The 21,463-nt window shown below is 52.5% G+C and carries 17 protein-coding genes; 11 read left to right on the top strand and 6 right to left on the bottom strand.

Annotated features, from left to right (window positions below):
• Positions 1-89: 89 nt before the first annotated feature.
• Positions 90-971, bottom strand: a complete 882-nt coding sequence (locus tag QQL62_RS02715) for a LysR family transcriptional regulator (protein ID WP_284375952.1) — start codon at positions 969-971, stop codon at positions 90-92.
• Between the two features lie 326 nt (positions 972-1,297).
• On the opposite strand from QQL62_RS02715, the gene QQL62_RS02710 reads away from it, so the two are divergent.
• From QQL62_RS02710 to msrA, 4 genes are all read left to right on the top strand, one after another.
• On the top strand, positions 1,298-1,903 hold the full coding sequence (locus QQL62_RS02710; RefSeq protein WP_284375950.1) for a hypothetical protein: 606 nt from the start codon (positions 1,298-1,300) through the stop codon (positions 1,901-1,903).
• Positions 1,904-1,921: 18 nt separating this feature from the next.
• Positions 1,922-2,506, top strand: coding sequence for a YceI family protein (locus tag QQL62_RS02705; protein ID WP_284375948.1), 585 nt, complete (start codon positions 1,922-1,924; stop codon positions 2,504-2,506).
• Positions 2,507-2,803: 297 nt separating this feature from the next.
• Positions 2,804-3,247, top strand: coding sequence for a peptide-methionine (R)-S-oxide reductase MsrB (msrB, locus tag QQL62_RS02700; protein WP_284375946.1), 444 nt, complete (start codon positions 2,804-2,806; stop codon positions 3,245-3,247).
• A complete protein-coding gene (gene msrA, locus QQL62_RS02695; protein ID WP_284375943.1) occupies positions 3,244-3,747 on the top strand; it encodes a peptide-methionine (S)-S-oxide reductase MsrA in 504 nt (167 codons plus the stop codon). Before msrB ends, msrA begins: the two co-directional genes overlap by 4 nt.
• Here msrA and QQL62_RS02690 read toward each other — a convergent pair.
• Complete coding sequence (locus QQL62_RS02690) at positions 3,744-4,493, bottom strand: CDP-alcohol phosphatidyltransferase family protein (RefSeq protein ID WP_284375941.1); 750 nt, start codon at positions 4,491-4,493, stop codon at positions 3,744-3,746. The two genes, msrA and QQL62_RS02690, sit on opposite strands and share 4 nt — an antisense overlap.
• Positions 4,490-5,182 carry a phosphatidylserine decarboxylase gene (locus tag QQL62_RS02685; RefSeq protein ID WP_284375940.1) on the bottom strand — a complete coding sequence of 231 codons (693 nt, stop codon included), beginning with the start codon at positions 5,180-5,182 and terminating at the stop codon, positions 4,490-4,492. The genes QQL62_RS02690 and QQL62_RS02685 overlap by 4 nt, the downstream gene beginning before the upstream one ends.
• Positions 5,183-5,527: 345 nt before the next feature.
• Here QQL62_RS02685 and QQL62_RS02680 point away from each other — a divergent pair, with 345 nt between their 5' ends.
• From QQL62_RS02680 to QQL62_RS02650, 7 genes are all read left to right on the top strand, one after another.
• Positions 5,528-6,838 carry an ABC transporter substrate-binding protein gene (locus QQL62_RS02680; RefSeq protein ID WP_284375938.1) on the top strand — a complete coding sequence of 437 codons (1,311 nt, stop codon included), beginning with the start codon at positions 5,528-5,530 and terminating at the stop codon, positions 6,836-6,838.
• 118 nt (positions 6,839-6,956) lie between these two features.
• A complete protein-coding gene (locus QQL62_RS02675) occupies positions 6,957-7,817 on the top strand; it encodes a carbohydrate ABC transporter permease (protein WP_284375934.1) in 861 nt (286 codons plus the stop codon).
• 2 nt (positions 7,818-7,819) lie between these two features.
• The gene (locus tag QQL62_RS02670) at positions 7,820-8,650 is read left to right on the top strand and encodes a carbohydrate ABC transporter permease (RefSeq protein WP_284375933.1); all 831 of its coding nucleotides are present in this window, start codon (positions 7,820-7,822) and stop codon (positions 8,648-8,650) included.
• Complete coding sequence (locus QQL62_RS02665) at positions 8,647-9,552, top strand: helix-turn-helix domain-containing protein (RefSeq protein WP_284375931.1); 906 nt, start codon at positions 8,647-8,649, stop codon at positions 9,550-9,552. Before QQL62_RS02670 ends, QQL62_RS02665 begins: the two co-directional genes overlap by 4 nt.
• On the top strand, positions 9,549-10,970 hold the full coding sequence (locus QQL62_RS02660) for a mannitol dehydrogenase family protein (protein ID WP_284375929.1): 1,422 nt from the start codon (positions 9,549-9,551) through the stop codon (positions 10,968-10,970). Before QQL62_RS02665 ends, QQL62_RS02660 begins: the two co-directional genes overlap by 4 nt.
• Complete coding sequence (locus tag QQL62_RS02655; protein WP_284375927.1) at positions 10,958-11,968, top strand: ABC transporter ATP-binding protein; 1,011 nt, start codon at positions 10,958-10,960, stop codon at positions 11,966-11,968. Before QQL62_RS02660 ends, QQL62_RS02655 begins: the two co-directional genes overlap by 13 nt.
• Before the next feature lie 9 nt (positions 11,969-11,977).
• Positions 11,978-12,904, top strand: a complete 927-nt coding sequence (locus tag QQL62_RS02650) for a carbohydrate kinase family protein (protein ID WP_284375924.1) — start codon at positions 11,978-11,980, stop codon at positions 12,902-12,904.
• Positions 12,905-12,924: 20 nt separating this feature from the next.
• On the opposite strand, the gene QQL62_RS02645 is transcribed toward QQL62_RS02650, so the two are convergent.
• The 3 genes from QQL62_RS02645 to putA all read right to left on the bottom strand — a co-directional run bounded on the left by QQL62_RS02645 (position 12,925) and on the right by putA (position 21,391).
• Positions 12,925-16,068 carry a translocation/assembly module TamB domain-containing protein gene (locus tag QQL62_RS02645; RefSeq protein WP_284375922.1) on the bottom strand — a complete coding sequence of 1,048 codons (3,144 nt, stop codon included), beginning with the start codon at positions 16,066-16,068 and terminating at the stop codon, positions 12,925-12,927.
• A 35-nt stretch (positions 16,069-16,103) separates the two neighbouring features.
• Positions 16,104-17,891, bottom strand: a complete 1,788-nt coding sequence (locus QQL62_RS02640) for an autotransporter assembly complex protein TamA (RefSeq protein WP_284375920.1) — start codon at positions 17,889-17,891, stop codon at positions 16,104-16,106.
• Between the two features lie 161 nt (positions 17,892-18,052).
• Positions 18,053-21,391 carry a bifunctional proline dehydrogenase/L-glutamate gamma-semialdehyde dehydrogenase PutA gene (putA, locus tag QQL62_RS02635; RefSeq protein ID WP_284375918.1) on the bottom strand — a complete coding sequence of 1,113 codons (3,339 nt, stop codon included), beginning with the start codon at positions 21,389-21,391 and terminating at the stop codon, positions 18,053-18,055.
• Between the last annotated feature and the right edge of the window lie 72 nt (positions 21,392-21,463).

Genomic DNA, 21,463 nt, shown 5'->3' with positions numbered 1-21,463 from the left:
TCATGTGATTGAGGTAGGATAATGCAAAGAGCAATGCGTTATAATTCTGAAAAAAATACCAACTCTATCAACAATTTGTTGCTAATGAGCTACCTTAGCCTAGAGCGCATAAAATCCACAAATACCCGAACCTTTGCGGAAAGATGGCGGTTTTCAAGGTAAACTGCGAAAATACCGAGCGTTTCGGGCCAATACCGCTCCAAAACAGGCACCAGCCGCCCGGTTTTCAGATCATCGGCTATCACATATTCGGGACTAAGCAGAATACCGCAATCCTTCAGAGCAAATCGGCGCGCAACACTTGCACTATTAGCCCGCAAACGCCCGTCGACGTCGATGCGTAGTGCGCCCTGCTGCCCGGAAAATGGCCAGCTCGCTCCAGGTCGGAAATTACTATCAATGATACAACTATGATCTAACAGGTCCTTAGGTTTTTGCGGTGCACCTTGGGTTGCAATATAATGGGGGCTTGCGCAATAGGTCAGACGGGTTTGGGATAATTTGCTGGCAACAAAGCTAGAATCTTCTAATTGACCGATGCGAATTGCCACATCGATCCCGTCATCCAAGAGGCTAGCATAGCGATCTGACAATCGCAGATCAATCTGCACCTTCGGATATGTCTGCGCAAAGTCAGCAAGCGCATCAGCCAAGAATATCTCGCCATAAGTCGTGGGGGCCGCGATCGTTAAATGCCCTTGGGGGGCTCTGTGATCATTGCGTACCGCCGCGGCCAACTCATCGAAATCTTCTAATAGCTGGGTGCATTTTTCAAGATAAGCAGCACCAGTTTGCGTCAATCGTACGCTGCGCGTAGATCGAATAAACAACTGCGCATCCAACTGATCCTCAAGGGCGCGCACGTATTTGCTGACCAATTGCGGTGTCATGCCGAGACGGTGCGCCGCCCCTGTAAATGACCCCGCATTTGCGACTGCGACATAGGTGCTCATTAAATCAATACGATCCATGATTAGCTACATATCATTGATAATCATTCACCATCAACCCCTCTATTAGACAAAACATAGATTATGTATTGCAATAAACAATCGCAACTTAGAGACATTCAAAGGTCTGCATGATGATTGTAAGCTTGATACTCCCCCCGCTATGTCTTGGCATAGGTTTGTTCGCCGTCCTTGGGTTTTCACCGCGCATATCACGCCATAGCACATTGATCGCAATCGGCCTCCTATTGGTCGCTGTGATACATTTGGGCCTGCCAGCGTTCCCACCGATTTCCTCAAAACATAAAATCATCTATTTGCTATTGCTGATTTGTATCCTCGCCCCCGTGGCCCAGAACCTGCCTCCATACAGACGCATTTTGCTAACAGGCCTGATCATCCTAACCGCCTTTTTCTTTCTGAACTGGCGCCGGTTCGCCTTTGGGCTTCCGTTGGGGCCGATTTTGATGTCAGGTCTCACCTTTGCAATCGTGCCAACAGGTGTCGCCTTCGCAGATCGCAGCGACAAAGACAGCTTTCTGTGGCCAGCAGGGCTATTTGTGACGCTGTTATCCACAGGTCTTGTCGGGTTGCTGAGCGGATATCTCGGCCTAGCGCAGTTGGGTATCGCACATGCCGCCCTTCTAGGGGGGCTCTTACTTATACCTTTTCTAGGGCTTGTATTTGGCTCTCGAAAACCAATCTTCAAAATCCCGACTGATACCGCTTGGATTTTCCTGACCAATTTTGGCGTGCTCGGCGTCATGCTTGCAAGCTTTGCTACCAACCTACATCCCGCAGCCTATTGCTTGCTGCTCATTACATTGATCTCGCCTCTTGGCGCCGCCTATCTGCTGCCAATGCGCCCCGCCCTACTCACAACTCTTGTTTCTTGCGCCATTTCCGCCATTCCCGCAACCGGTGCAATTCTCATCGCCTTCTCTCACTTTTAACCCACTCAGGAGACTACAATGAACTTTCTTTCAAAATCAGCGCTTGCCGCAATCTTGATTTCTGCCAGCACAATGGCCACCGCAAAAGAGCGCTATCTTGTGCACGAAGACCATACTTGGGTCACCTTTAGCGTCAATCACGCAGGCTGGGCAAACGCGCGCGGTATGTTCCGCACAGTATCAGGTGAAATCAACTTTGACCAAGAAGACGTGACCCAAAGCTCGGTCTCGGTAATCCTAGAGGCGGCCAGCCTAGATACCAATTCAAAGCAACGAGATCGTGACATGGCTGGTGCGGATTTCCTAAATTCCATAGAGTTCCCCCAGATCACCTTTGACAGCACCCGCATTGAAAAAACAGGTGAGCGCACGGGTATCGTTTATGGCGACATGAGCATGGTTGGGGTGACACGAGAGGTCGCGCTAGATGTCACATGGAACGCTGAATTCGCCCTGCCCTGGGATCCATCGACAATCAAAACCGGCTTCTCCGCAACCACACAAATTGACGGTACAGATTTCGGAATAAACAGCTTGGTGGATTTTGGCCTGGGCCCGAAGATCAACGTTGTCATTGATTTGGAAGCCATCCGTCAAAACTAGTCCTGAAACAAGTTATGCGGCGCAGCCAGATCTGCGCCGCATCCAAATCACACACGTCAACCCGACAAAACGTAACTGCGAGGTTGCCCGCACTCTGAAAATGGGTGCCGAAGTCTCTGGATCAAATAGAACCGACAGGCCAGCCACAAATCGCCGCCCCGCAACAAACACCGATATTATCACCCACTAATCCCCGATGAACATAAATGTGAACCCCCGTTTCCATTATACCTAATTTTCCTATGGAACTAGTCGCGCTCTACGCCTAATCTTTTGAAAAATTGCGGAGCACAACACATGACCTACAAAAAAACCCAAGACGCCATTGATAAGCTAACACCCGAACAATATCACATCACCCAAGAAAGCGGAACCGAGGCCCCCTTCAGCGGTGCGTTGAATGACAATAAACAAGTCGGCATCTATGTTGATATCGTTTCAGGAGAGCCGCTGTTCGCATCTTCCGATAAATACGATTCCGGGTGCGGCTGGCCCAGCTTCACCAAGCCCCTCATCTCTGAACACGTGACAGAACACGAGGATAATTCATTGGGACGCCAACGCGTAGAGGTACGCTCGAAGGATGGCGATAGCCACTTGGGGCATGTTTTCACCGATGGCCCAGAAGATCGCGGCGGCCTGCGCTATTGCATTAATTCTGCCTCTCTGCGCTTTATCGCTCGCGAAGACATGGATGCCGAAGGTTATGGTGCATTCATCGACCAAGTCGAGGATATATGATGCAAGAGCGCGCTGTTCTAGCCGGTGGTTGCTTTTGGGGGATGCAGGATCTTATTCGTAAACGCGCGGGCGTGCTATCAACCCGCGTGGGCTATTCTGGCGGCGATGTCCCCAATGCAACCTATCAAAATCATGGCACCCATGCCGAGGCAATCGAGATCCTCTTTGATCCCGGCATTGTTACCTATCGCCAAATCTTAGAGCTGTTCTTTCAAATCCATGACCCGACGACACCAATGCGCCAAGGCAACGACCGCGGCGCCTCTTATCGCTCTGCCATTTATTTTGAAAACCAAGACCAACACCAAGAGGCCATCAACACAATCAAGGATGTGGATGCCTCGGGCCTATGGCCGGACAAGGTGGTAACCGAGGTCGAACCCGTTGGCGATTTCTGGGTAGCAGAACCCGAACACCAAAATTATCTACAGCGAAACCCGAATGGCTATACGTGCCACTTCCCGCGCGCTGATTGGGTGCTACCGAGCCGAGATCCCTAGCCGGCGTTCTGGCGACGATAACAGCGAACCGAAAGCGGCAATGACAGTAAATACAATACATTAGCCACCACAAAGGTTTGCCACGTAAACACCAACAGGCTCATCATCACCAATGTTGAGCCAAACAACAACAGCGCCACATGCTTTGATTTCACACTGGCATGTTTGATAGAATATGTCGGTATGCGGCTGATCGCCAATGCGGCCATCAGCAGCAAATAAATGCTGACCAAGTGCGGCGAGAACACCCAATCTGCGTTTAACAACTGTAGAAATATCGGCATCAAACTTAGCGAGGCAAAGGCAGGTGCAGGCACCCCTACAAAATAGTTTCGCTCGGTGCTCATATCCTCCGCGTCATCCGACGTTACGTTAAATCGCGCCAATCGTAACGCACAGGCGGCCGCCATTGTTAATACCGTAAACCAGCCCAAATTGGCCTGCTCGGTGCCATCAAAAACGACAGTATAAACCAAAATTCCGGGCACAATGCCAAAATTGAAAAAATCCGCCAATGTATCCAGCTCGGCCCCGATATCACTGCTGGATTTCAACATACGGGCCAATTTTCCATCCGCAGCATCCAAGAACACCGCCAACATTATCAGATACAGCGCCTTTTCAACATTGCCCTCAATCCCCATGCGCAGGGCCGTTAACCCCGCACAGATCGAAAAAATCGTGACCATATTGGGGATCATATGGCGAATTTTGACGATTCTTTCGCCCCGCGGCTTCTGGCTCATATGTCTTTTCCGCGCCAATCTTGGCTGGGCACAGTCAAATCCGCCAAAATAGTCTCGCCCGCCACGGCCGTCTGCCCCACACTGACCTGAGGCTGAACCCCAAGAGGCAGATAGATATCCAATCGGCTGCCAAATCGGATCAAACCGAAACGCTCTCCGGCCCCAATTTTATCACCCTCGGCCGCAAAACATACAATACGGCGTGCAACCAACCCGGCAATCTGCACCACACCAATTTTATCCCCCGCCTCGGTCTTGATCGCCAATTCATTACGCTCGTTAAATTCGCTGGCCTTGTCCAACGATGCATTCACAAACTTACCCTTATGATAAACGATCTTGGTGATGGTGCCCGGCAACGGCGCGCGGTTCACATGGCAATTAAACACATTCATAAACACCGACACCCTCACAACGGGTTGATCCCCAATCTCTAACCCTATCGGCGGCACCACCTCTGTGATCAGGGAAACCACCCCGTCAGCAGGTGAAATCACCAGCCCGGGTTTTTGGGGAACCGAGCGCACAGGGTTGCGGAAAAAATAATAACACCACACCGTGGCCCCTGCCCCGATCCAGAACAACGGTTGCCAAACTAAGGATAATAAAACAGAGATCGCCGCAAATATGGCCACAAACTTGCGTCCCTCTGGATGCATAGGCACGGCCACGATTTTCACCATATTCATTTTAGTATTCCTTAATATTAACAGAGTCAGGCTTCTCTACTGTAAAAACACCAGAATAAAAACTTTTTCGTCATAAATTTCTTGGAATCCACCTGCCTGTGACCGAATTCTAGAATGCGCTTCACATTCGGATTATCTTACCTCTGATAAAATACCCCGTTTTTAATAGCCCAAGTTGCTTTTATGAACACTTTGAATATACTTTTTACACATAACATTGGTTAATTTAGCAAATTATTGGCAAAAAAGTATAGGATGTCAGTTTAATTATACTAGCACGACCTCCATTTTCTGAGGTCAGATAAGGGACGGTTTTATATATCAACCACAATTCTGGGAGGAATTATGAAAACATTGAAGAAAACAGCGCTTGGCATTGCATTGGGTCTTTCAACGGCTTTGGTTGCAAATGCTGGCGAGCTTACTATTGCGACTGTGAACAACGGTCACATGATTGAAATGCAAAAACTGACACCCGAGTTTGAAAAAGCAAACCCAGGAATAACTGTTAAGTGGGTTACCCTAGACGAGGGCACATTACGTTCACGCGTCACAACCGATATCACGACTAAGGGCGGCCAATTCGATATCATGACCATCGGCATGTACGAAGCGCCTATCTGGGGTTCACGCGGCTGGCTGGAATCATTGGCCTTCTCTGATGCATATGACGTAGACGATATCCTACCAGCCATGCGCGGTGGCCTGTCACACGACGGCAACCTATATGCGGCACCGTTCTACGGCGAGTCTTCTATGATCATGTATCGTAAAGACCTTCTAGACGCCGCGGGCATGACCATGCCAGATAACCCAACATGGGGCCATGTACAGGATGCAGCGGCTGCAATGACGGACAAAGACAATGGCGTTTACGGCATCTGTTTGCGCGGCAAGCCAGGCTGGGGCGACAACATGGCGTTCTTGTCAACTATGGCCAACTCTTTTGGGGCCAAATGGTTCAACGACGACTGGACACCTGATCTGGATAGCCCAGCATGGAACCATGCGGTTAACTTCTATGTTGATCTACTGAACAACTATGGCCCTCCAGGCTCATCTGGTAACAGCTTCAACGAGATCTTGGCTCTGATCAACGAAGGCAAATGCGGCATGTGGATTGATGCCACAATCGCGGCATCTTTCGTGTCTGATCCTGCACAATCAAAGGTTGCAGATGACATCGCATTCGCACAGTCCCCCGTAGCGGTTACAAACCGTGGCGCAAACTGGTTGTGGGCATGGTCATTGGCAATTCCGGCTGGTACCAAGCAAAAAGACGATGCGGTGAAGTTCCTAGAATGGGCAACATCTAAAGACTATATCGAACTGGTTGCGGCCACCAATGGCTGGGGATCTGTTCCAACAGGTACACGTGCATCCACCTATGCCAACGCAAACTTCACGGCCGCCGCGAAATTTGCCGATGCAGAGCTAAAGGCGATCATGTCTGCTAACCCTGCAAACTCTACGCAGGATGAAACACCCTATGTTGGTGTTCAATTCGCAGCGATCCCAGAGTTCCAAGCAATCGGTACCGCAGTAGGTCAACAAATGACTGCGGCCCTTGCCGGTGACATTTCAGTAGAAGAAGCGCTGGCAAATGCACAGACAGCCGCTGATCGCGAAATGAAAAAAGGCGGTTACTACAAGTAACCTCCCCGCAGGGGCGCTTTTGCGCCCCTTCGAAGACACATGCGCCCAGCCAATCACCCATGGTAGCCCCTGCGCCACAGTGCATGTATCCAAACCTACAATTGCAAGGATCCTCCTCATGAACAGAACTTTGGTCAGATTGTTACAGGCCCCCAGCATCATTCTTCTGCTTTTGTGGATGATTGTACCACTTTCAATGACGCTCTATTTCTCAACAATCCGCTATAACCTATTGTACCCAGAGCGCGAGGGATTCATCGGGCTGGAAAACTACCGCTTCTTCTGGACCGATGCCGCCTTTTTCCCCGCCCTGATGAACACGCTGGTGCTGGTTGGGTCCGTATTGATAATCACGGTGGTGCTTGGGCTGGCAATATCGGTTCTGATTGATCGCCCATTTAGGGGGCGCGGCATTGTCCGCGTGATGCTGATCTCGCCGTTTTTTATAATGCCTACGGTTTCGGCATTGGTCTGGAAAAACATGATGATGGACCCAACCACCGGCCTGTTTGCCGCCATGTGGAATGCCATGGGCTGGCAACCCATTGAATGGCTACAGGATATGCCGCTGTTCTCGATCATTCTGATGGTCAGCTGGCAATGGACACCCTTTGCGATCCTGATCTTTATGACTTCGCTACAATCCCAAGACCAAGAGCAAAAAGAGGCCGCCACATTGGACGGCGCTGGCTTCTGGTCTCAGTTCTATAACCTGACCCTGCCCCACATGGCGCGTCCCATCTCTATTGTGATCCTGATCCAGATGATCTTCCACCTGTCGATTTTCGCAGAGATTTTTGTGACCACATCCGGTGGGCCAGGTGTTCAATCAACCAACCTGACATACCTGATCTACATCCAATCCCAACAAGCCTTTGATGTTGGTGTCGCCTCTGCGGGTGGGGTCTTTGCAATTATCCTCGCTAACATCGTGGCGATCTTCTTGATCCGCGCCGTTGGCAAAACTTTGACGGTGTAAAAATGACTGATAAACAACGCGAAAACCTGAAAAACCGTATTGCTGTAGTTGCAGCATGGGGTGTCGCCCTGATCTTCTTTTTCCCGATCTTCTGGATGGTTCTAACCAGCTTCAAAACCGAAGGTCAGGCCATTGCGGTACCGCCCCTGTTGGTCTTTGAGCCAACGCTGGAAAACTATATAGAAATCCAAGAGCGCACCAATTACGTGAAATTCGCATGGAACTCCGTCATCACCTCTTTCGGAGGCACCGCAGTTGCCCTGCTTATTGCCATTCCCTCGGCCTATGCCATGGCCTTCAACCCAACGCACCGCACCAAGGATATCCTGATGTGGATGCTCTCAACCAAGATGTTGCCCGCAGTTGGTGTTTTGATGCCGATCTATTTTCTGGCCCAAAAGGCAGGCCTGTTTGATACAAAACTGGTGCTGGTGATCATTTATGCCATGGTGAACCTGCCGATCGTGATGTTGATCCTGTTCAACTATTTCCGCGAAATCCCCAAGGAAATCCTAGAAGCATCGCGCATGGACGGCACATCTACCTATAACGAAATCCGCCAGATCGTTATGCCGCTGGCATGGGGCGGCATCGCCTCTACGGCGCTCTTGTCAATTATCCTGTGCTGGAACGAAGCCTTCTGGTCAATCGTCCTCACCACAACCGAGGCCAGCACCCTAACCGCATTTGTGGCATCCTTCCAAGCCCCCGAAGGCCTGTTCTGGGCCAAGGTCTCTGCTGTATCTACATTGGCCTGTGCGCCTATTGTAATCTTTGGCTGGCTTGCCCAGAAACAATTGGTCCAAGGCCTAACCTTTGGTGCGGTCAAATGAACGTCAATGTCCCAGAACTTGAGGTTCTCGAGAATACAACCAAAAGCCTACGATACCTGCAACATGGCTGGCCTGATCCCCTGTGTCGGTGGCATTCGCATAAAGAGTGCGAATTGCACCTGATCTTGGAAACCCACGGGAAAGCTTTTGTTGGGGATTATATCGGGGATTTCGCGCCTGGGGCTCTGTTCCTAGCCGGGTCCTATGTCCCGCACAATTGGATCACCGATGACCTCTACCCGGAACATGTGGAAACCCGCGATATGGTGATCCAATTTGATCCCGCGCGCCTGAAACAAATGTTCGGGGCCTTCCCCGAGTTTCAAGAGATCTACGAACTGATCGAAACTTCTAAATCTGGTATCGAGTTTTTCAATTTTGATGTGGCCTATGCCAAGTCCCTGTTTGAGGGCGTGCGCGATACCACAGGCCCTGAACAAATCCTGACCTTTCTAAAGCTGTTAAATCGGCTAACGGCACACAAGGATCGCAAAACACTATCGGTGCTACAATTGGTACACCCAGAGGGCAACAGTAAACAGGCCCGCATCGGAGAGGTGGTGGATTACATCGTACAACACTTCGCAGATGATATATCCGCCGAAAAAGCCGCCGAAATAGCCGGCATGAGCCCCTCATCTTTTTCGCGCAATTTCCACAAAATGACCGGCAATCGGTTTGTGGAATTCGTAAATCGAGTGCGCATCGGTCAGGCCTGTAGCATGCTCTATGCAACCAACGAACAAATCTCGTCGATCTGTTTCGAGGTCGGATTTCAAAACCTTGCAAATTTCAACAGACAGTTCCTAAAGATGAAAAACATGACGCCCTCTGATTATCGCGATACCGCGCGCCGCGAGCTGTCGTCTGACACCCCCGAAAATAATAAGATCACCGCATGAACCACTCCTCTCCACCCCTGCTAGCCGCATCCAGCTATGACCCCGCCCAGTGCAAAATGGGGGTATTGCATATTGGGTACGGCGCCTTCCATCGCGCCCACCAAGCGGTCTATTTCGATATGTATATGGATCAGGTTGGCGATTTGGATTGGGGCATTGGCGCCATAAATCTGCGCGCGGCAGATTCTGATTTCTTCGATATGCAACGCAACAATGGCGATGGATATGTACTAAAAACCATCTCTGAAACCGGGGATACCAATTACGATCTTCTAACCCCCCATGTTAATTTCTATGACTGGTCGATCTCCAAGGCGGAAACAGAACAGGCCCTTGCCGCCGCTAGCGTGCATATGGCTACTATTACCGTCACCGAGAGCGGCTACTACCTAAATGAAACAGGCACCCTTGATACCGATCACCCCATCATCGCCGCAGAACTCGCAACAGATACCAAAAGCTCGATCTATGCCTACCTAGAAACAGGCCTTATGCACCGCATTGCGGCAGGGGCTGGCCCGATCACCATCCTGTGCTGTGATAATATCCGCAGTAACGGCAAAATGCTGGCGACCAATTTCGATCAATACCTTGTGGCGCGCGGCAATCAACCCCTGCGGGATTGGATCGCAGATAATGCCACATTTCCCTGCTCGATGGTGGATCGCATTACGCCACAACCCACCCCTGAATTGTCACATGAAATCGAACAGATGTTTCACCGTAAAAATGATCCCAGCATCATGGCCGAGGATTTCATCCAATGGGTAATCGAGGATAATTTCGCCGGCCCCAAGCCGGCGCTAGACAAGGTGGGCGTGATCTATACCGACAATGTGGATATCTACGAAGAGACTAAAATCCGCATCCTAAACGGTGGGCACACATGCCTTACCTATCTGGGCGCGCTTCAGGGCCACCAGACCTTTGATCAGGCGCTGCGTAATCCTGATCTGCATGCGCATTTCGTCAAATACCAAACCCAAGAGGTACTGCCCGCAATAACCCTTAGGCTACCATTCGATAAAATCACCTATCTCAACAATATCGAACAACGCTTCTTAAACCAATATATCGGTGATACAATCGAACGCATTTGCGCCGACGGGTTTAACAAATTTCCGGTGTTTATTTTGCCAACGCTACAGGGCTGTTTTGAACAAGGGATCACCCCGATCTATGGGATTAAATCCATCGCCAGCTGGTATGTATTTGCGCGGCGCACCATCAAGGGCCTGCTGACCATTCGCTACAAAGAACCCTTTATAGATCAGCTATCCCCTCTCTTAGAAGATGGCGCATTCAAACGCTTTGCCACCACCCCACTGCTTTGGGGGGATTTACCTAGAAACCACCCAGAGTTCATTTCAATCCTAGAAGAACAGATAGAAGAGGTCGAAAAAACATGGCCAATGTAAGTATTAAACAAGTGAAAAAATCCTATGGCTCGGTACAGGTCATGCATGGTGTCGATCTGGAAATTGATCATGGGGAATTCGTGGTCTTTGTTGGCCCCTCGGGCTGTGGTAAATCCACACTGCTGCGTATGATTGCGGGGCTAGAGGATATCTCGGATGGCACAATTTCTATCGGTGGCGAGATTATGAACGAGGTCGCCCCCTCAAAGCGGGGCGTCGCGATGGTGTTTCAAACCTATGCGCTATACCCACATATGAGCGTCGAGGAAAACATGGCCTTTGGTTTGAAACAGGCCAAGACCGATCCCGCAGAAATCGACAGACGCGTGAAAAACGCCGCCGAGGTTCTGCAAATCACCGAATACCTAGACCGCGCGCCCAAAAACCTATCTGGTGGTCAACGCCAACGTGTTGCAATCGGGCGCGCCATTGTTCGCGACCCAGAGGTATTCTTGTTCGATGAACCCCTCTCAAACCTAGATGCCTCCTTGCGCGTGCAAACCCGCCTGGAAATTGCCCGCCTACACGAGCGCCTTGGCTCTACCATGATCTATGTGACCCACGATCAGGTCGAGGCCCTAACCCTAGCGGATAAAATCGTAGTTCTGCGCGCTGGCATAATCGAACAGGTCGGATCACCAATGGAACTGTACGAAAACCCGCAAAATATGTTCGTTGCTGGCTTCATTGGCAGCCCTCAAATGAACTTCTTTCAACCCGCCGATATCACATCTGGCAACACCCAAGGCGTGATCACCGGCATCCGCCCAGAGCACCTCATCGAAACCACCAAGGATCAGGCCATGCTGACCGGCACGCTAGAATTGGTTGAACAGCTGGGCGAATATGCGCTGGGGCATCTGAAAACAGATGCAGGCACAGAGTTTACGGCCAAATTCCCCAAGGCACCAATGGATCAAATCAACAAACCCGTGTACTTTACAGCACAAGAAAACTTAATTCACCGATTTGACCAATCAAGCCAGCAACGCATCTAAGGGGTTATAATGATACTATGCTGTGGCGAGGCGCTGATTGATATGGTGCCAAAGACGCTGGATGACACACCGGTTTTTGCCCCCCTTTCTGGTGGGGCAGTTTTTAACACCGCCATCAGCCTTGGGCGCCTACAGGCGCCAGTGGCACTGTTTTCGGGCATATCCAACGACTTATTCGGTAATCAGCTGGTATCAGAGCTCAAGAACAGCGCCGTTGACACCCGCTATCTAGCGCGATCCAACCAGCCCACCACATTGGCCTTTGTGCGACTTGTGGATGGGCATGCACAGTATACTTTTTACGACGAAAACTCGGCCGGTCGCATGGTCAACGCCGATCAAATCCCCAAAATAGACACCAGCATTGATGCGCTCTATTTCGGTGGTATCAGCCTGTGTATAGAACCTGCCGCCGAAACCTACGCACAGGCCCTAAAAACCCTTGGTTCCGATCGCTTGGTGATGGTTGATCCCAATATCCGCCAAAGCTTTATCAAAGATGCCGCCAAATACCGCGCGCGCCTAATGGATATCATCCAACGCGCCGATGTGGTCAAAGTCTCGGACGAGGATCTGGATTACATCATCGAAGGCCCGCAAAGCATCGCAGAAAAATTCGCAACCCTAAAATCCATGGGGCCATCAATCGCCATCCTGACCAAGGGTTCACAGGGCGCGGATGCCCTATTTGGTAGCAATCAACAGGTCTCGGTTCCCGCGGTTAAAAGCACCGTCGCCGACACCGTTGGTGCTGGCGATAGCTTCAACGCTGGCTTCCTAAAGGGCCTGATCGAGGGCGATTGCCTCTCGAAATCCGAGGTACAATCCATTCAAGGCCCACAGGTTATCGCAGCCCTTAAATGGGCAACCAAGGTCGCCAGCATCACAGTATCACGTAGCGGGGCAAACGCCCCATGGCTAAGCGAACTTGACTAACATAACCAACGATTTACCGCCTAGTAATCCTTGCCAAAAAATACACCGATTTCGCTGCTGCCACTTTCTTGAACGCTTCCGCGTAGCGAGACTGTGCCGCTTAGATCAAGGTTCAGAGAAACCTCTGATCCACCATCGGCGGCAATTGTTATATCCGTATAGAGATTGTCCGACAGGTATTTGCCCACCTGAACACCCGCTGCACCCTGCTCATCTACAGAAATAGAGAAATCATCCAGCGATAATTTTCGACGCAGCTTTTCACTGTAACTGGCCCCAGACGCACCGGATAGCTGGCGCAGGGCATGGGCCAATTGCACAGCCTTAAAGGGCGAAATTTCATCCAATCCCTGCTCAAAAAACATCCGCGCCAATACCTCGTCTTCTGGCAACACTGGATCAGATTGAAAAGTTAGCTTTAAATCAGAAACCAAGCCCGACAACAAAATAGAGGTGAGATAGCCCCCGCTATCACTGCTGGCCACAATATTCACTTGCGGATCCAATGACCCCGTTAGGTTCACCGCCGCAGAACGCAAATCCAAACGCTTGTTCAACACATCCCATCGCCCGCGCACCAGATCAAACCCGCCGCGCGCCACTACATCCGTACTGGTGCCCCCCAAATACATCTGCCCCCCCATCTCGGCCTCGATCCCGCGCCCACGCAGGAACACGCGGCTCTGTGCGCTAATGGCTAGATCAAGCCCAATCTCCACTCCAGCCCCTTGGCCCTCCGACCCCGCCAATAGTCCCGCCCGTGCACGGGTCTGAAGCACCGAAATCGGCGCATCCCGATGGGTGATCTGGGGCAGAAAACTCAGGCTGGTGATCTCTGGCGTGGTTAGATCAATGGTGGTCTCCCCCAGATCAATCCGCCCTGCCAACACGGGCTGCTGCGCCAACGGCCCCGTAATGCTAAGATCCGCATCAACCGTGGTGTTGATAAAATCCTCAAAGGATAGGCGCAAACCCTTAACCTGCATGTCCAAATCCGCCACCGGTGCCTGTGCGCCAGATAAGAAAATATCCCCCGTCACCCCAAGGGTTCCACCATCAACCGAGTGCATCGATGCATGCACCGCGCCGCGCCCCTGCGCCAGATCCATCAATACATCGATATCCTCGAACTCCATCTGATAACTGGGCAAGAACGCGCGTGCACCACTGCTGCTGATCCGCCCAGAAATACTGCCGATTTCGCCAGCCCCCAGCAGCCGCAAGTCAAAGTCGCCGCGCCCGCGCAAGGCAACACTGTCTCCAGTAACAAAATCCGCCAAAGCCAAGGGAACTTGACCGGCAATTTGCAAATCATAATCCCCATCCGCCAACGGAATCATACCCTTTGCCGATAGGCTGGTGCCGCTATCTCCGCGGGCCAGCACAGAAACCATGCCCATATCACCACGCTGAAGCGCCGAAACACGCGCATCCAAGGCACCGGACAAAAAAGGTGAAATCAGCGCCGCATTGGATAGTCGCGCCGATGCGTTCAGCTCCGATCCCTCTTGTTTCAAATGCGCCGTAGCCTCAAGATCACCCTGCGCATTTTCAACAGACAGGCTGTGTAGCACGATCCCCCCCTTATCGCGTGTGATCTTGGCCGCAATCTGGCTATCGCCTGCGATGATCCCAGCCAGGGCCATATCAACCAACGCCACCTCTCGGGTCTTCCCTGATATCTCCAGATCAAATTGCTGACTTATCACCCCAAATTGCCCCGTAACCGACAGCTGGCCCGCGCCTGCGCCGCGTATGCCCGCCAATCTTGCATAGGGCGCGATACTCTGCGCCGTTAGATCTGCCTGCCCCTCAAACATCAGCCCCGCACTAAAATTCGACAAATGCCCAGAAACAGCCGCGCGAAGAGTGCCATTATCCACCTCCATGTGGTGCAAATCCAGCGCCAACCCCTGTGATATTTCAAAACGCCCTTGCGCCTTTACCGCCTGCCCAATGGCATCGGCCAGCACCGCGTCTCGATGGGATATCCCGGAAATATCAAGCCGCAGATCACCGCTCTCTTGGTGTTTGGTACTGAAATCCGTCCGTTCAACAAACAAGCCATCTCGGGCCAAATCAGAAACCCACCCCTGCACAGACCATCCCGCCAACCCCTCATACCGGCCCTTGATGCGCGCCCCCCCAACCAGCGTCTCATGCCCAGATAAAGGCAATACGATAGGCTGATCCGCAGTGATTCGGGCCAAGAAATCCACCATCTCCAGCCGTCCCGCGCTACCATGCGCAACCGCTTCGATGGCCAATGCCTCGGTCGAAACCAACAGCTGATTTAGGCTCCATCGCCCCGATCCACGATGCTCTGCCGCTAGATCAAGAGTAACCGAAGGGCCGAAAAACGCCTGATACCGTGGAAAAAACAGTGCAGAAACATCGCCACTGACGCGCGATGTAATCTTCAGAGGTGCGTTTTCCGTCGTACCGCCAATGCTAAGCGCGCCGCGAAGCCGCTCTATCTCGTTGCTTTTCAGGGTGAATTGCCCGTTGAAATCAGCCAAAGGCCCGCGCCCCGTCAGATCAAACGCCAATGCCGGGCGATTGGGAATGTTTAGGATTGATCCCAGAATACCATTCTTGGGCTCCTCTAGGGAAAAATCGATCTCGGTTTCACTGCTGAGAGGGTCATACCGCGCCCGTAAATGCGCCGCGCCCCCCGAGGTCTTATCCGCTACCTCTGCATCCACCACCAGCATCCCATCGCCCAGACCAACCCGCGCCAAAACAGACAAATCCAAGGCCCGCCCGAACACCTCTGGCGCAATGTTAAAATTGGGCGTTTCAATCGCTTCGATCTCTATGGATACAGGTAAATCCGGCAGGCTCAGCGGCTCTGCCTCGGGGGTAAAACCTCTGTCATCGCGCAAGGGCACGCGCAAGAAATCTATGCTTTGGGCGCGCAGTTTTTGCACATCAATGCGCCCCTGCAACAAGGCGGCGCGCGTCCAGTCCAGCTCGGCCCCGCGAATGATCAGCCACGGGCCATTGGGGTCGGATATCTCGATCAGATCGGCCCGCGCCTGCGCGCTAAAGCTTCCCTGTAATCCATCTATACGCAGCTGCATGGCGGGCGAAGACAGAGTGTCTTCTAGCAAGTCTTCCAGATATGTATCCTGTGCTTTGGCCTGTAAAGGTATGACCATCATAGCTAAAACAATCAAAAGTGCTGATCTAAAATACCTCAAAATGCCTGCCCCACACCTAGGTAAAATTTCAAGCTATCCGGATCATCCCTACCCAGTGGTGCCCCAATATCTAACCGGATAGGCCCCAGCCCTGTTTCATAGCGCAGACCAATTCCCGCACCGCTATGCCCCGCACCCGCGCCCAACAGTTGTGACGTAGACCCCACATATCCATAATCGGCAAAAACAATCCCGCCAATACTGTCCCAAAGTCCAAAGCGTATCTCAACACTGGCCCCAGCATAAGATAGACCACCACTCTTGCCCAGACCATCAACCTCTACCCCCAAGGCCTGATAATCCTGGCCGCGCACCGTGTTGCCGCCCCCAGAATACAGCAAATAATCAGGGGAAACCTCTGACAGCTCACTGCTGTAAATACTGCTGGCCTGTGCGCGGGCTGCCAACACTACATTGGATCCTAATGCGCGATAAATTCGCCCATCAAACCCCGCCTGAAGGCCAAAACCGCCATTTCCCCGCCCATAAAACGGGCGCGCAGACAGCGCCACATAGGCCCCAGAGGTGCTAGAGGTTTTGCTGTCTCGGCCATCATAAGTTATCCCAAGTGGCAGGCTAACCACGCTAAAATCCCGCTCGCCATAGATATCAAAACTGTTGGCATCTACATAGTTTAACGCGATACCCGCGCTTAGCTTTTCGGAAATATAATGATCAAACCGCACAGAGACAGACCTGCTGCGCAGGATATATTCCGGCTCGTTTTGCCGCAGAATGGAAAACTCAACCGTTGCGTTGGTGTCCGCAGATAGGGTGGCAGGACGCAAAACCTGTAAATTGGCGCTGTAATCAATACCCTCGGTTTCGCCGCCAATACCTGCGGCCGTCAGGCCAAATTTCACCTGCTCGCCCCCGCCCAAAACATTGCGGTGCAACCAATCGCCCTCGAATTTCAACCCCTCAACATTAGACAGGGTCGCCCCCGCCTCTATGCGGCGCAGCTTCGCCTCTTCTACGATCAGCGTGATGTCATAGCTCGCATCCGCATTCAGATGATCTGCTTCTTCAAAAACCACACTGGAAAATATGCCCGTATCGCGCAGACGCTGTGCCGCACGGTTTAGCGCGCTGGTCGAATAGATCTCGCCGCTGACCAGCCCCGCAATCTTGCGCACGCGGTTTTCGCGCATACGGCTGTGGCCTTGTATATTTAGCCGACCGAAGCGTGCCCGCCCGCCCGGATCGAGGCGGATCAACACATCCAATATTTGGGTTTTATGTTGAGCGACAAGTGTTTGATCCACGACATGCACCAGCGGATAGCCCTGTTGCTTCCATGCCGAGAGCGCCTCATCCAGCCCCTCTTGCACGGCTACCGAGCGCGCAATTGCACCACTGCGAAATCCACCCTGCCTCGGGGCGCGTGGCGCGCGCGGGGTAATATCGGCGCGGCCAAAATGGAACTGAGCACCGCTGGTCACACGTATCTCTACGGATTCAATCCCTGAAACCCGCTCTAATGGTGTAATACCGGCCACCTCGCGGCCATCGACACGGATCGATATTTCGCCCGCATAATAGCCGTTTTCATAGAGCACAGACAGGATCCGCGCATAGTCAGATCGCGCCGAGGTGATAATCTGCTCATCATCTACACTACTATCTCTAAGCGACTGTATTAAAACGGAAACATTTCGCACTTGCTCCTGAACATCTGCTGGCGCATCCACATCAAATTCCAAGGATTGCGCCCCCACAGGTGACCCAAGGGCCAACCAAGCCCCCCCAAGCACCCTACAGATGGCCGCCACATGAAATCGCATCTCTTTGCCCTATACTCTTTGCCTTTGGTATATAGGGCTTGGTAGGGTGTTGCGGTAGCAGAATAAGCAATTTATCGCATGTATCGGCTGGTTTACGCCTTTGGTGCGGCGCAGCCCAAACAACGAAATAATCTGGGTGCACAGCACAGCGCCCAAAACGCCTAGGCCTCGCCCCCAATCAAGGCCGCATTCCCCCCCGATGCAGTGGTATCGATACAGATCGTCACCTCGTCATAGAGGTATTCGTGCATCTCTTGGCCCAAGATCAAAGGCACAATCGCCCCCTCCCGCGCGGCCAAGGCACGGCGCAAAGGTGCAGGATCATCCCCCCAGTAAACCACAGCCTCTATACCGCTCAACTCTCTTAGATCATCGGGCGAAACCTCGCGCCCATCCATGCAATCACCCACGCCAATGGCGCGCGCCATCTGTACCTGTGCCTGATAATCCGCATCCCCCGGCCCCATGCACAGCACATGTGATTTGGCCACCTGCGCATAGCGGTTGGATTCCCCCGTAGGCCCCGGCAGATCGCAAGGCTCGGTCGAGAATTGTGCAGTCCCCGTGCAAAAACGCGATAAATACCGAATGCCACCTGCCTTGGGGCCGGTGCCAGATAGCCCATGCCCACCAAAGGGTTGCGAGCCAACAATCGCCCCGATCTGGTTGCGATTTACATAGATATTCCCCGCATGGACACGATCAATCACATGCTGAACCCGATCGTCAATGCGTGTCTGCAATCCAAATGTCAGACCAAACCCCGTGGCATTTACATCAGCGATGACCTGATCAATATCCTCGGCACCAAAGGTAACCACATGCAACACAGGCCCGAAAATCTCGGATTCCAGCTCTGAAATACTGTTCAGCTTAATCACCGCAGGGGCCACAAAACGCCCCCCCTCTGGTGCAGAAATCTGACGTAACAGGCGGCCCTCGGCCTTGGCCCTATCCACATGAGCCTGAATGTTCGCCGCCGCATCTACATCAATAATCGGCCCAATATCCGTGCTGAAATCTGCAGGGTTCCCAACGCTTAGCGCATCCATGGCCCCGTATAGCATCTCTAAGAAATTATCGGCGATATCCTCTTGCAGATATAAGACCCGCAAGGCCGAACAGCGCTGACCCGCAGATTGGAACGCCGAGGCAATCACATCGCCAATTGCCTGTTCTGGCAGGGCGGTACTGTCCACAATCATCGCATTCAACCCGCCGGTTTCCGCAACCAATGGCGTGCCAGCAGGCAGATTTTGGGCCATCTGGCGGTTGATCACCTGTGCGGTGGCGGTAGACCCGGTGAAACATATCCCCGCAATATTCTTGTGCCCACTTAGGGCTGTGCCCACCACAGCCCCCTCGCCCGCAATCAGGCGCAATACATCGCGCGGCACACCTGCTTGATATAATAAATCTACTGCATAATCGGCAATTAGGCTGGTGCTTTCGGCTGGTTTGGCCACCACACCATTGCCCACTGCTAGGGCCGCTGATATCTGGCCAGTAAAAATCGCCAAGGGGAAATTCCACGGGGAAATACAGGCAAAAACGCCCAGTGGTTTCTGCGTATCAGTGGCCTGTGCTGCATAAAAGCGCAAAAAATCAACCGCTTCGCGTAATTCCCCAACACAATCCAGCAAGGTCTTGCCCGCCTCTTGGATCAAGAGAGCAAACAGACGAGTGGCATGGGCCTCGTAAAGATCAGCCGCCTTGTTCAAAACCGCTTGGCGCTCTTGAAGGGTGCTTTTGGCCCAAGGGCCAACGCTGGCACAGATCTCCATCGCCTGCGCCGAACTGGCAAACCCGATCTCGCCAATCACCGCCCCCGTTGCAGGGTTGGTTACGGATTGCGCCGTACCCTCTACGGTTTTGGCCTGCCAGTGCTGCGGTGTTGCGGATTCTATATCACCCTTGATCTGATCCAGAACCAAACGGTCATTTAAATCCCACCCGCGCGAATTTATCCGCTCGGGTGCAAACAGATCGTTGGGGTGCTGGATCAGGGGATTATGGGCGACCTCTTGCGTTAACACCGCCTGAAAGGGATCCGCCGCCACCTCTTCGGGGGGCACATCTTCGTCCACAATCTGATTGACGAAAGAGCTGTTCGCGCCATTTTCTAACAAGCGGCGCACCAAATAGGCCAGCAAATCCTTATGTGCGCCCACAGGGGCATAGATACGGCACCGCGTGCCAGCATCGCTATGTACCGCCTCGTGCAAGGCCTCGCCCATGCCATGTAGGCGCTGAAATTCAAACACATCCGTGCTGGGGGCCATCTCAAGGATTGCCGCCACGGAATGGGCATTATGGGTGGCAAATTGTGGATAGATCCGATCCACCATGCCCAGCAACTTTTGCGCACAGCACAGATAGCTCACATCAGTTGCCGCCTTGCGGGTGAAGACCGGAAATCCAGCCAGCCCCTCTACCTGTGCCAGCTTTATTTCGCTGTCCCAATAGGCGCCCTTAACCAGCCGCACCATAATCTTGCGATCATATTTCTGCGCCATGGCATACAGATAATCCAACACCCCCGATGCGCGTTTTGAATAGGCCTGAACCACCACGCCAAAGCCATCCCACCCCGCCAAAGCTGGATCGCGAAGCACCGCCTCGATCACATCCAGCGATAGATCAAGACGCGCCGCCTCTTCAGCATCAATATTCAGCCCAATGCCCGCAGATTTAGCCAGAATGGCCAAGGACCGTGCCCGTGGCATCAACACCTGCATTACATCGATGCGCTTCATCTCCTCATAGCGCGGAAAAAGCGCGGATAACTTGATTGAGATACCGGGATTTTCCTGAACTGAACTAGCCTTGGCAGATTTGGCAATCTGGGCGATCGCATCCGCATAGGCCATGTGATATTTCTTGGCATCGCCCTCGGTTTTGGCCGCCTCGCCCAACATATCATAGGAATAGGTGAACCCGCGATCCTCTTCCTCGCTGGCGCGCTTCATCGCCTTAGAGATGGTCTCTCCTAGGACAAACTGCCGGCCCATTTCCTTCATTGCGGCCGTTACCGCACGCCGGATAACCGGCTCGCCCAGACGCTTGATCGCGCCGTGCAAAACACCCGTAACTGAATTGGCCTTCTCATCGCTTAGCACTTTGCCCGTCATAAACAACGCCCACGTTGAGGCATTTACCAACGACGAATGCGACTGGCTGATATGTGCACCCCACGCACTGGGGGCGATTTTATCCTCGATCAACGCATCCATCGTCGGCGCATCAGGTACCCGCAACAGCGCCTCGGCCAGACACATCAGCGCAACGCCCTCCTCGCTCGACAGCCCATATTCGGCCAAAAATAGCTCCATCATCGAAGGATTTGAATTCTTGCGAATATCGCGCACCAACCCAGCACCTCGAAGATGAATTTCTTGGCGCAACGCAGGTGTGAAATCCGCCGCATCAATCAAGGCCTTTAGCGCCTCGGCCTCATCAATGTAGGTCTGAGCCTGAATTTGGGTGCGGATATCTTCCATGGCGATCTCTTTCATATGGCGCGATTTTAGGGGCAAATTTCTGCCGTTGACCCAAGGCTAACAATCCTTTTT

This window comes from Amylibacter marinus (assembly GCF_030160015.1).
GTDB lineage: Bacteria > Pseudomonadota > Alphaproteobacteria > Rhodobacterales > Rhodobacteraceae > Amylibacter > Amylibacter marinus.
This window is presented reverse-complemented; position numbering and strand designations above follow the sequence as displayed.

Excerpts from the sequence above, each read along its gene's own strand:
- QQL62_RS02660 (WP_284375929.1), top strand. The coding sequence starts at position 9,549 with ATGAACCACTCCTCTCCACCCCTGCTAGCCGCATCCAGCTATGACCCC.
- msrB (WP_284375946.1), top strand. The coding sequence starts at position 2,804 with ATGACCTACAAAAAAACCCAAGACGCCATTGATAAGCTAACACCCGAA.
- QQL62_RS02705 (WP_284375948.1), top strand. The coding sequence starts at position 1,922 with ATGAACTTTCTTTCAAAATCAGCGCTTGCCGCAATCTTGATTTCTGCC.
- putA (WP_284375918.1), bottom strand. The coding sequence starts at position 21,391 with ATGGAAGATATCCGCACCCAAATTCAGGCTCAGACCTACATTGATGAG.
- QQL62_RS02715 (WP_284375952.1), bottom strand. The coding sequence starts at position 971 with ATGGATCGTATTGATTTAATGAGCACCTATGTCGCAGTCGCAAATGCG.
- QQL62_RS02655 (WP_284375927.1), top strand. The coding sequence starts at position 10,958 with ATGGCCAATGTAAGTATTAAACAAGTGAAAAAATCCTATGGCTCGGTA.
- QQL62_RS02640 (WP_284375920.1), bottom strand. The coding sequence starts at position 17,891 with ATGCGATTTCATGTGGCGGCCATCTGTAGGGTGCTTGGGGGGGCTTGG.
- QQL62_RS02645 (WP_284375922.1), bottom strand. The coding sequence starts at position 16,068 with ATGATGGTCATACCTTTACAGGCCAAAGCACAGGATACATATCTGGAA.
- QQL62_RS02675 (WP_284375934.1), top strand. The coding sequence starts at position 6,957 with ATGAACAGAACTTTGGTCAGATTGTTACAGGCCCCCAGCATCATTCTT.
- QQL62_RS02670 (WP_284375933.1), top strand. The coding sequence starts at position 7,820 with ATGACTGATAAACAACGCGAAAACCTGAAAAACCGTATTGCTGTAGTT.
- msrA (WP_284375943.1), top strand. The coding sequence starts at position 3,244 with ATGATGCAAGAGCGCGCTGTTCTAGCCGGTGGTTGCTTTTGGGGGATG.
- QQL62_RS02685 (WP_284375940.1), bottom strand. The coding sequence starts at position 5,182 with ATGAATATGGTGAAAATCGTGGCCGTGCCTATGCATCCAGAGGGACGC.
- QQL62_RS02690 (WP_284375941.1), bottom strand. The coding sequence starts at position 4,493 with ATGAGCCAGAAGCCGCGGGGCGAAAGAATCGTCAAAATTCGCCATATG.
- QQL62_RS02665 (WP_284375931.1), top strand. The coding sequence starts at position 8,647 with ATGAACGTCAATGTCCCAGAACTTGAGGTTCTCGAGAATACAACCAAA.
- QQL62_RS02680 (WP_284375938.1), top strand. The coding sequence starts at position 5,528 with ATGAAAACATTGAAGAAAACAGCGCTTGGCATTGCATTGGGTCTTTCA.
- QQL62_RS02650 (WP_284375924.1), top strand. The coding sequence starts at position 11,978 with ATGATACTATGCTGTGGCGAGGCGCTGATTGATATGGTGCCAAAGACG.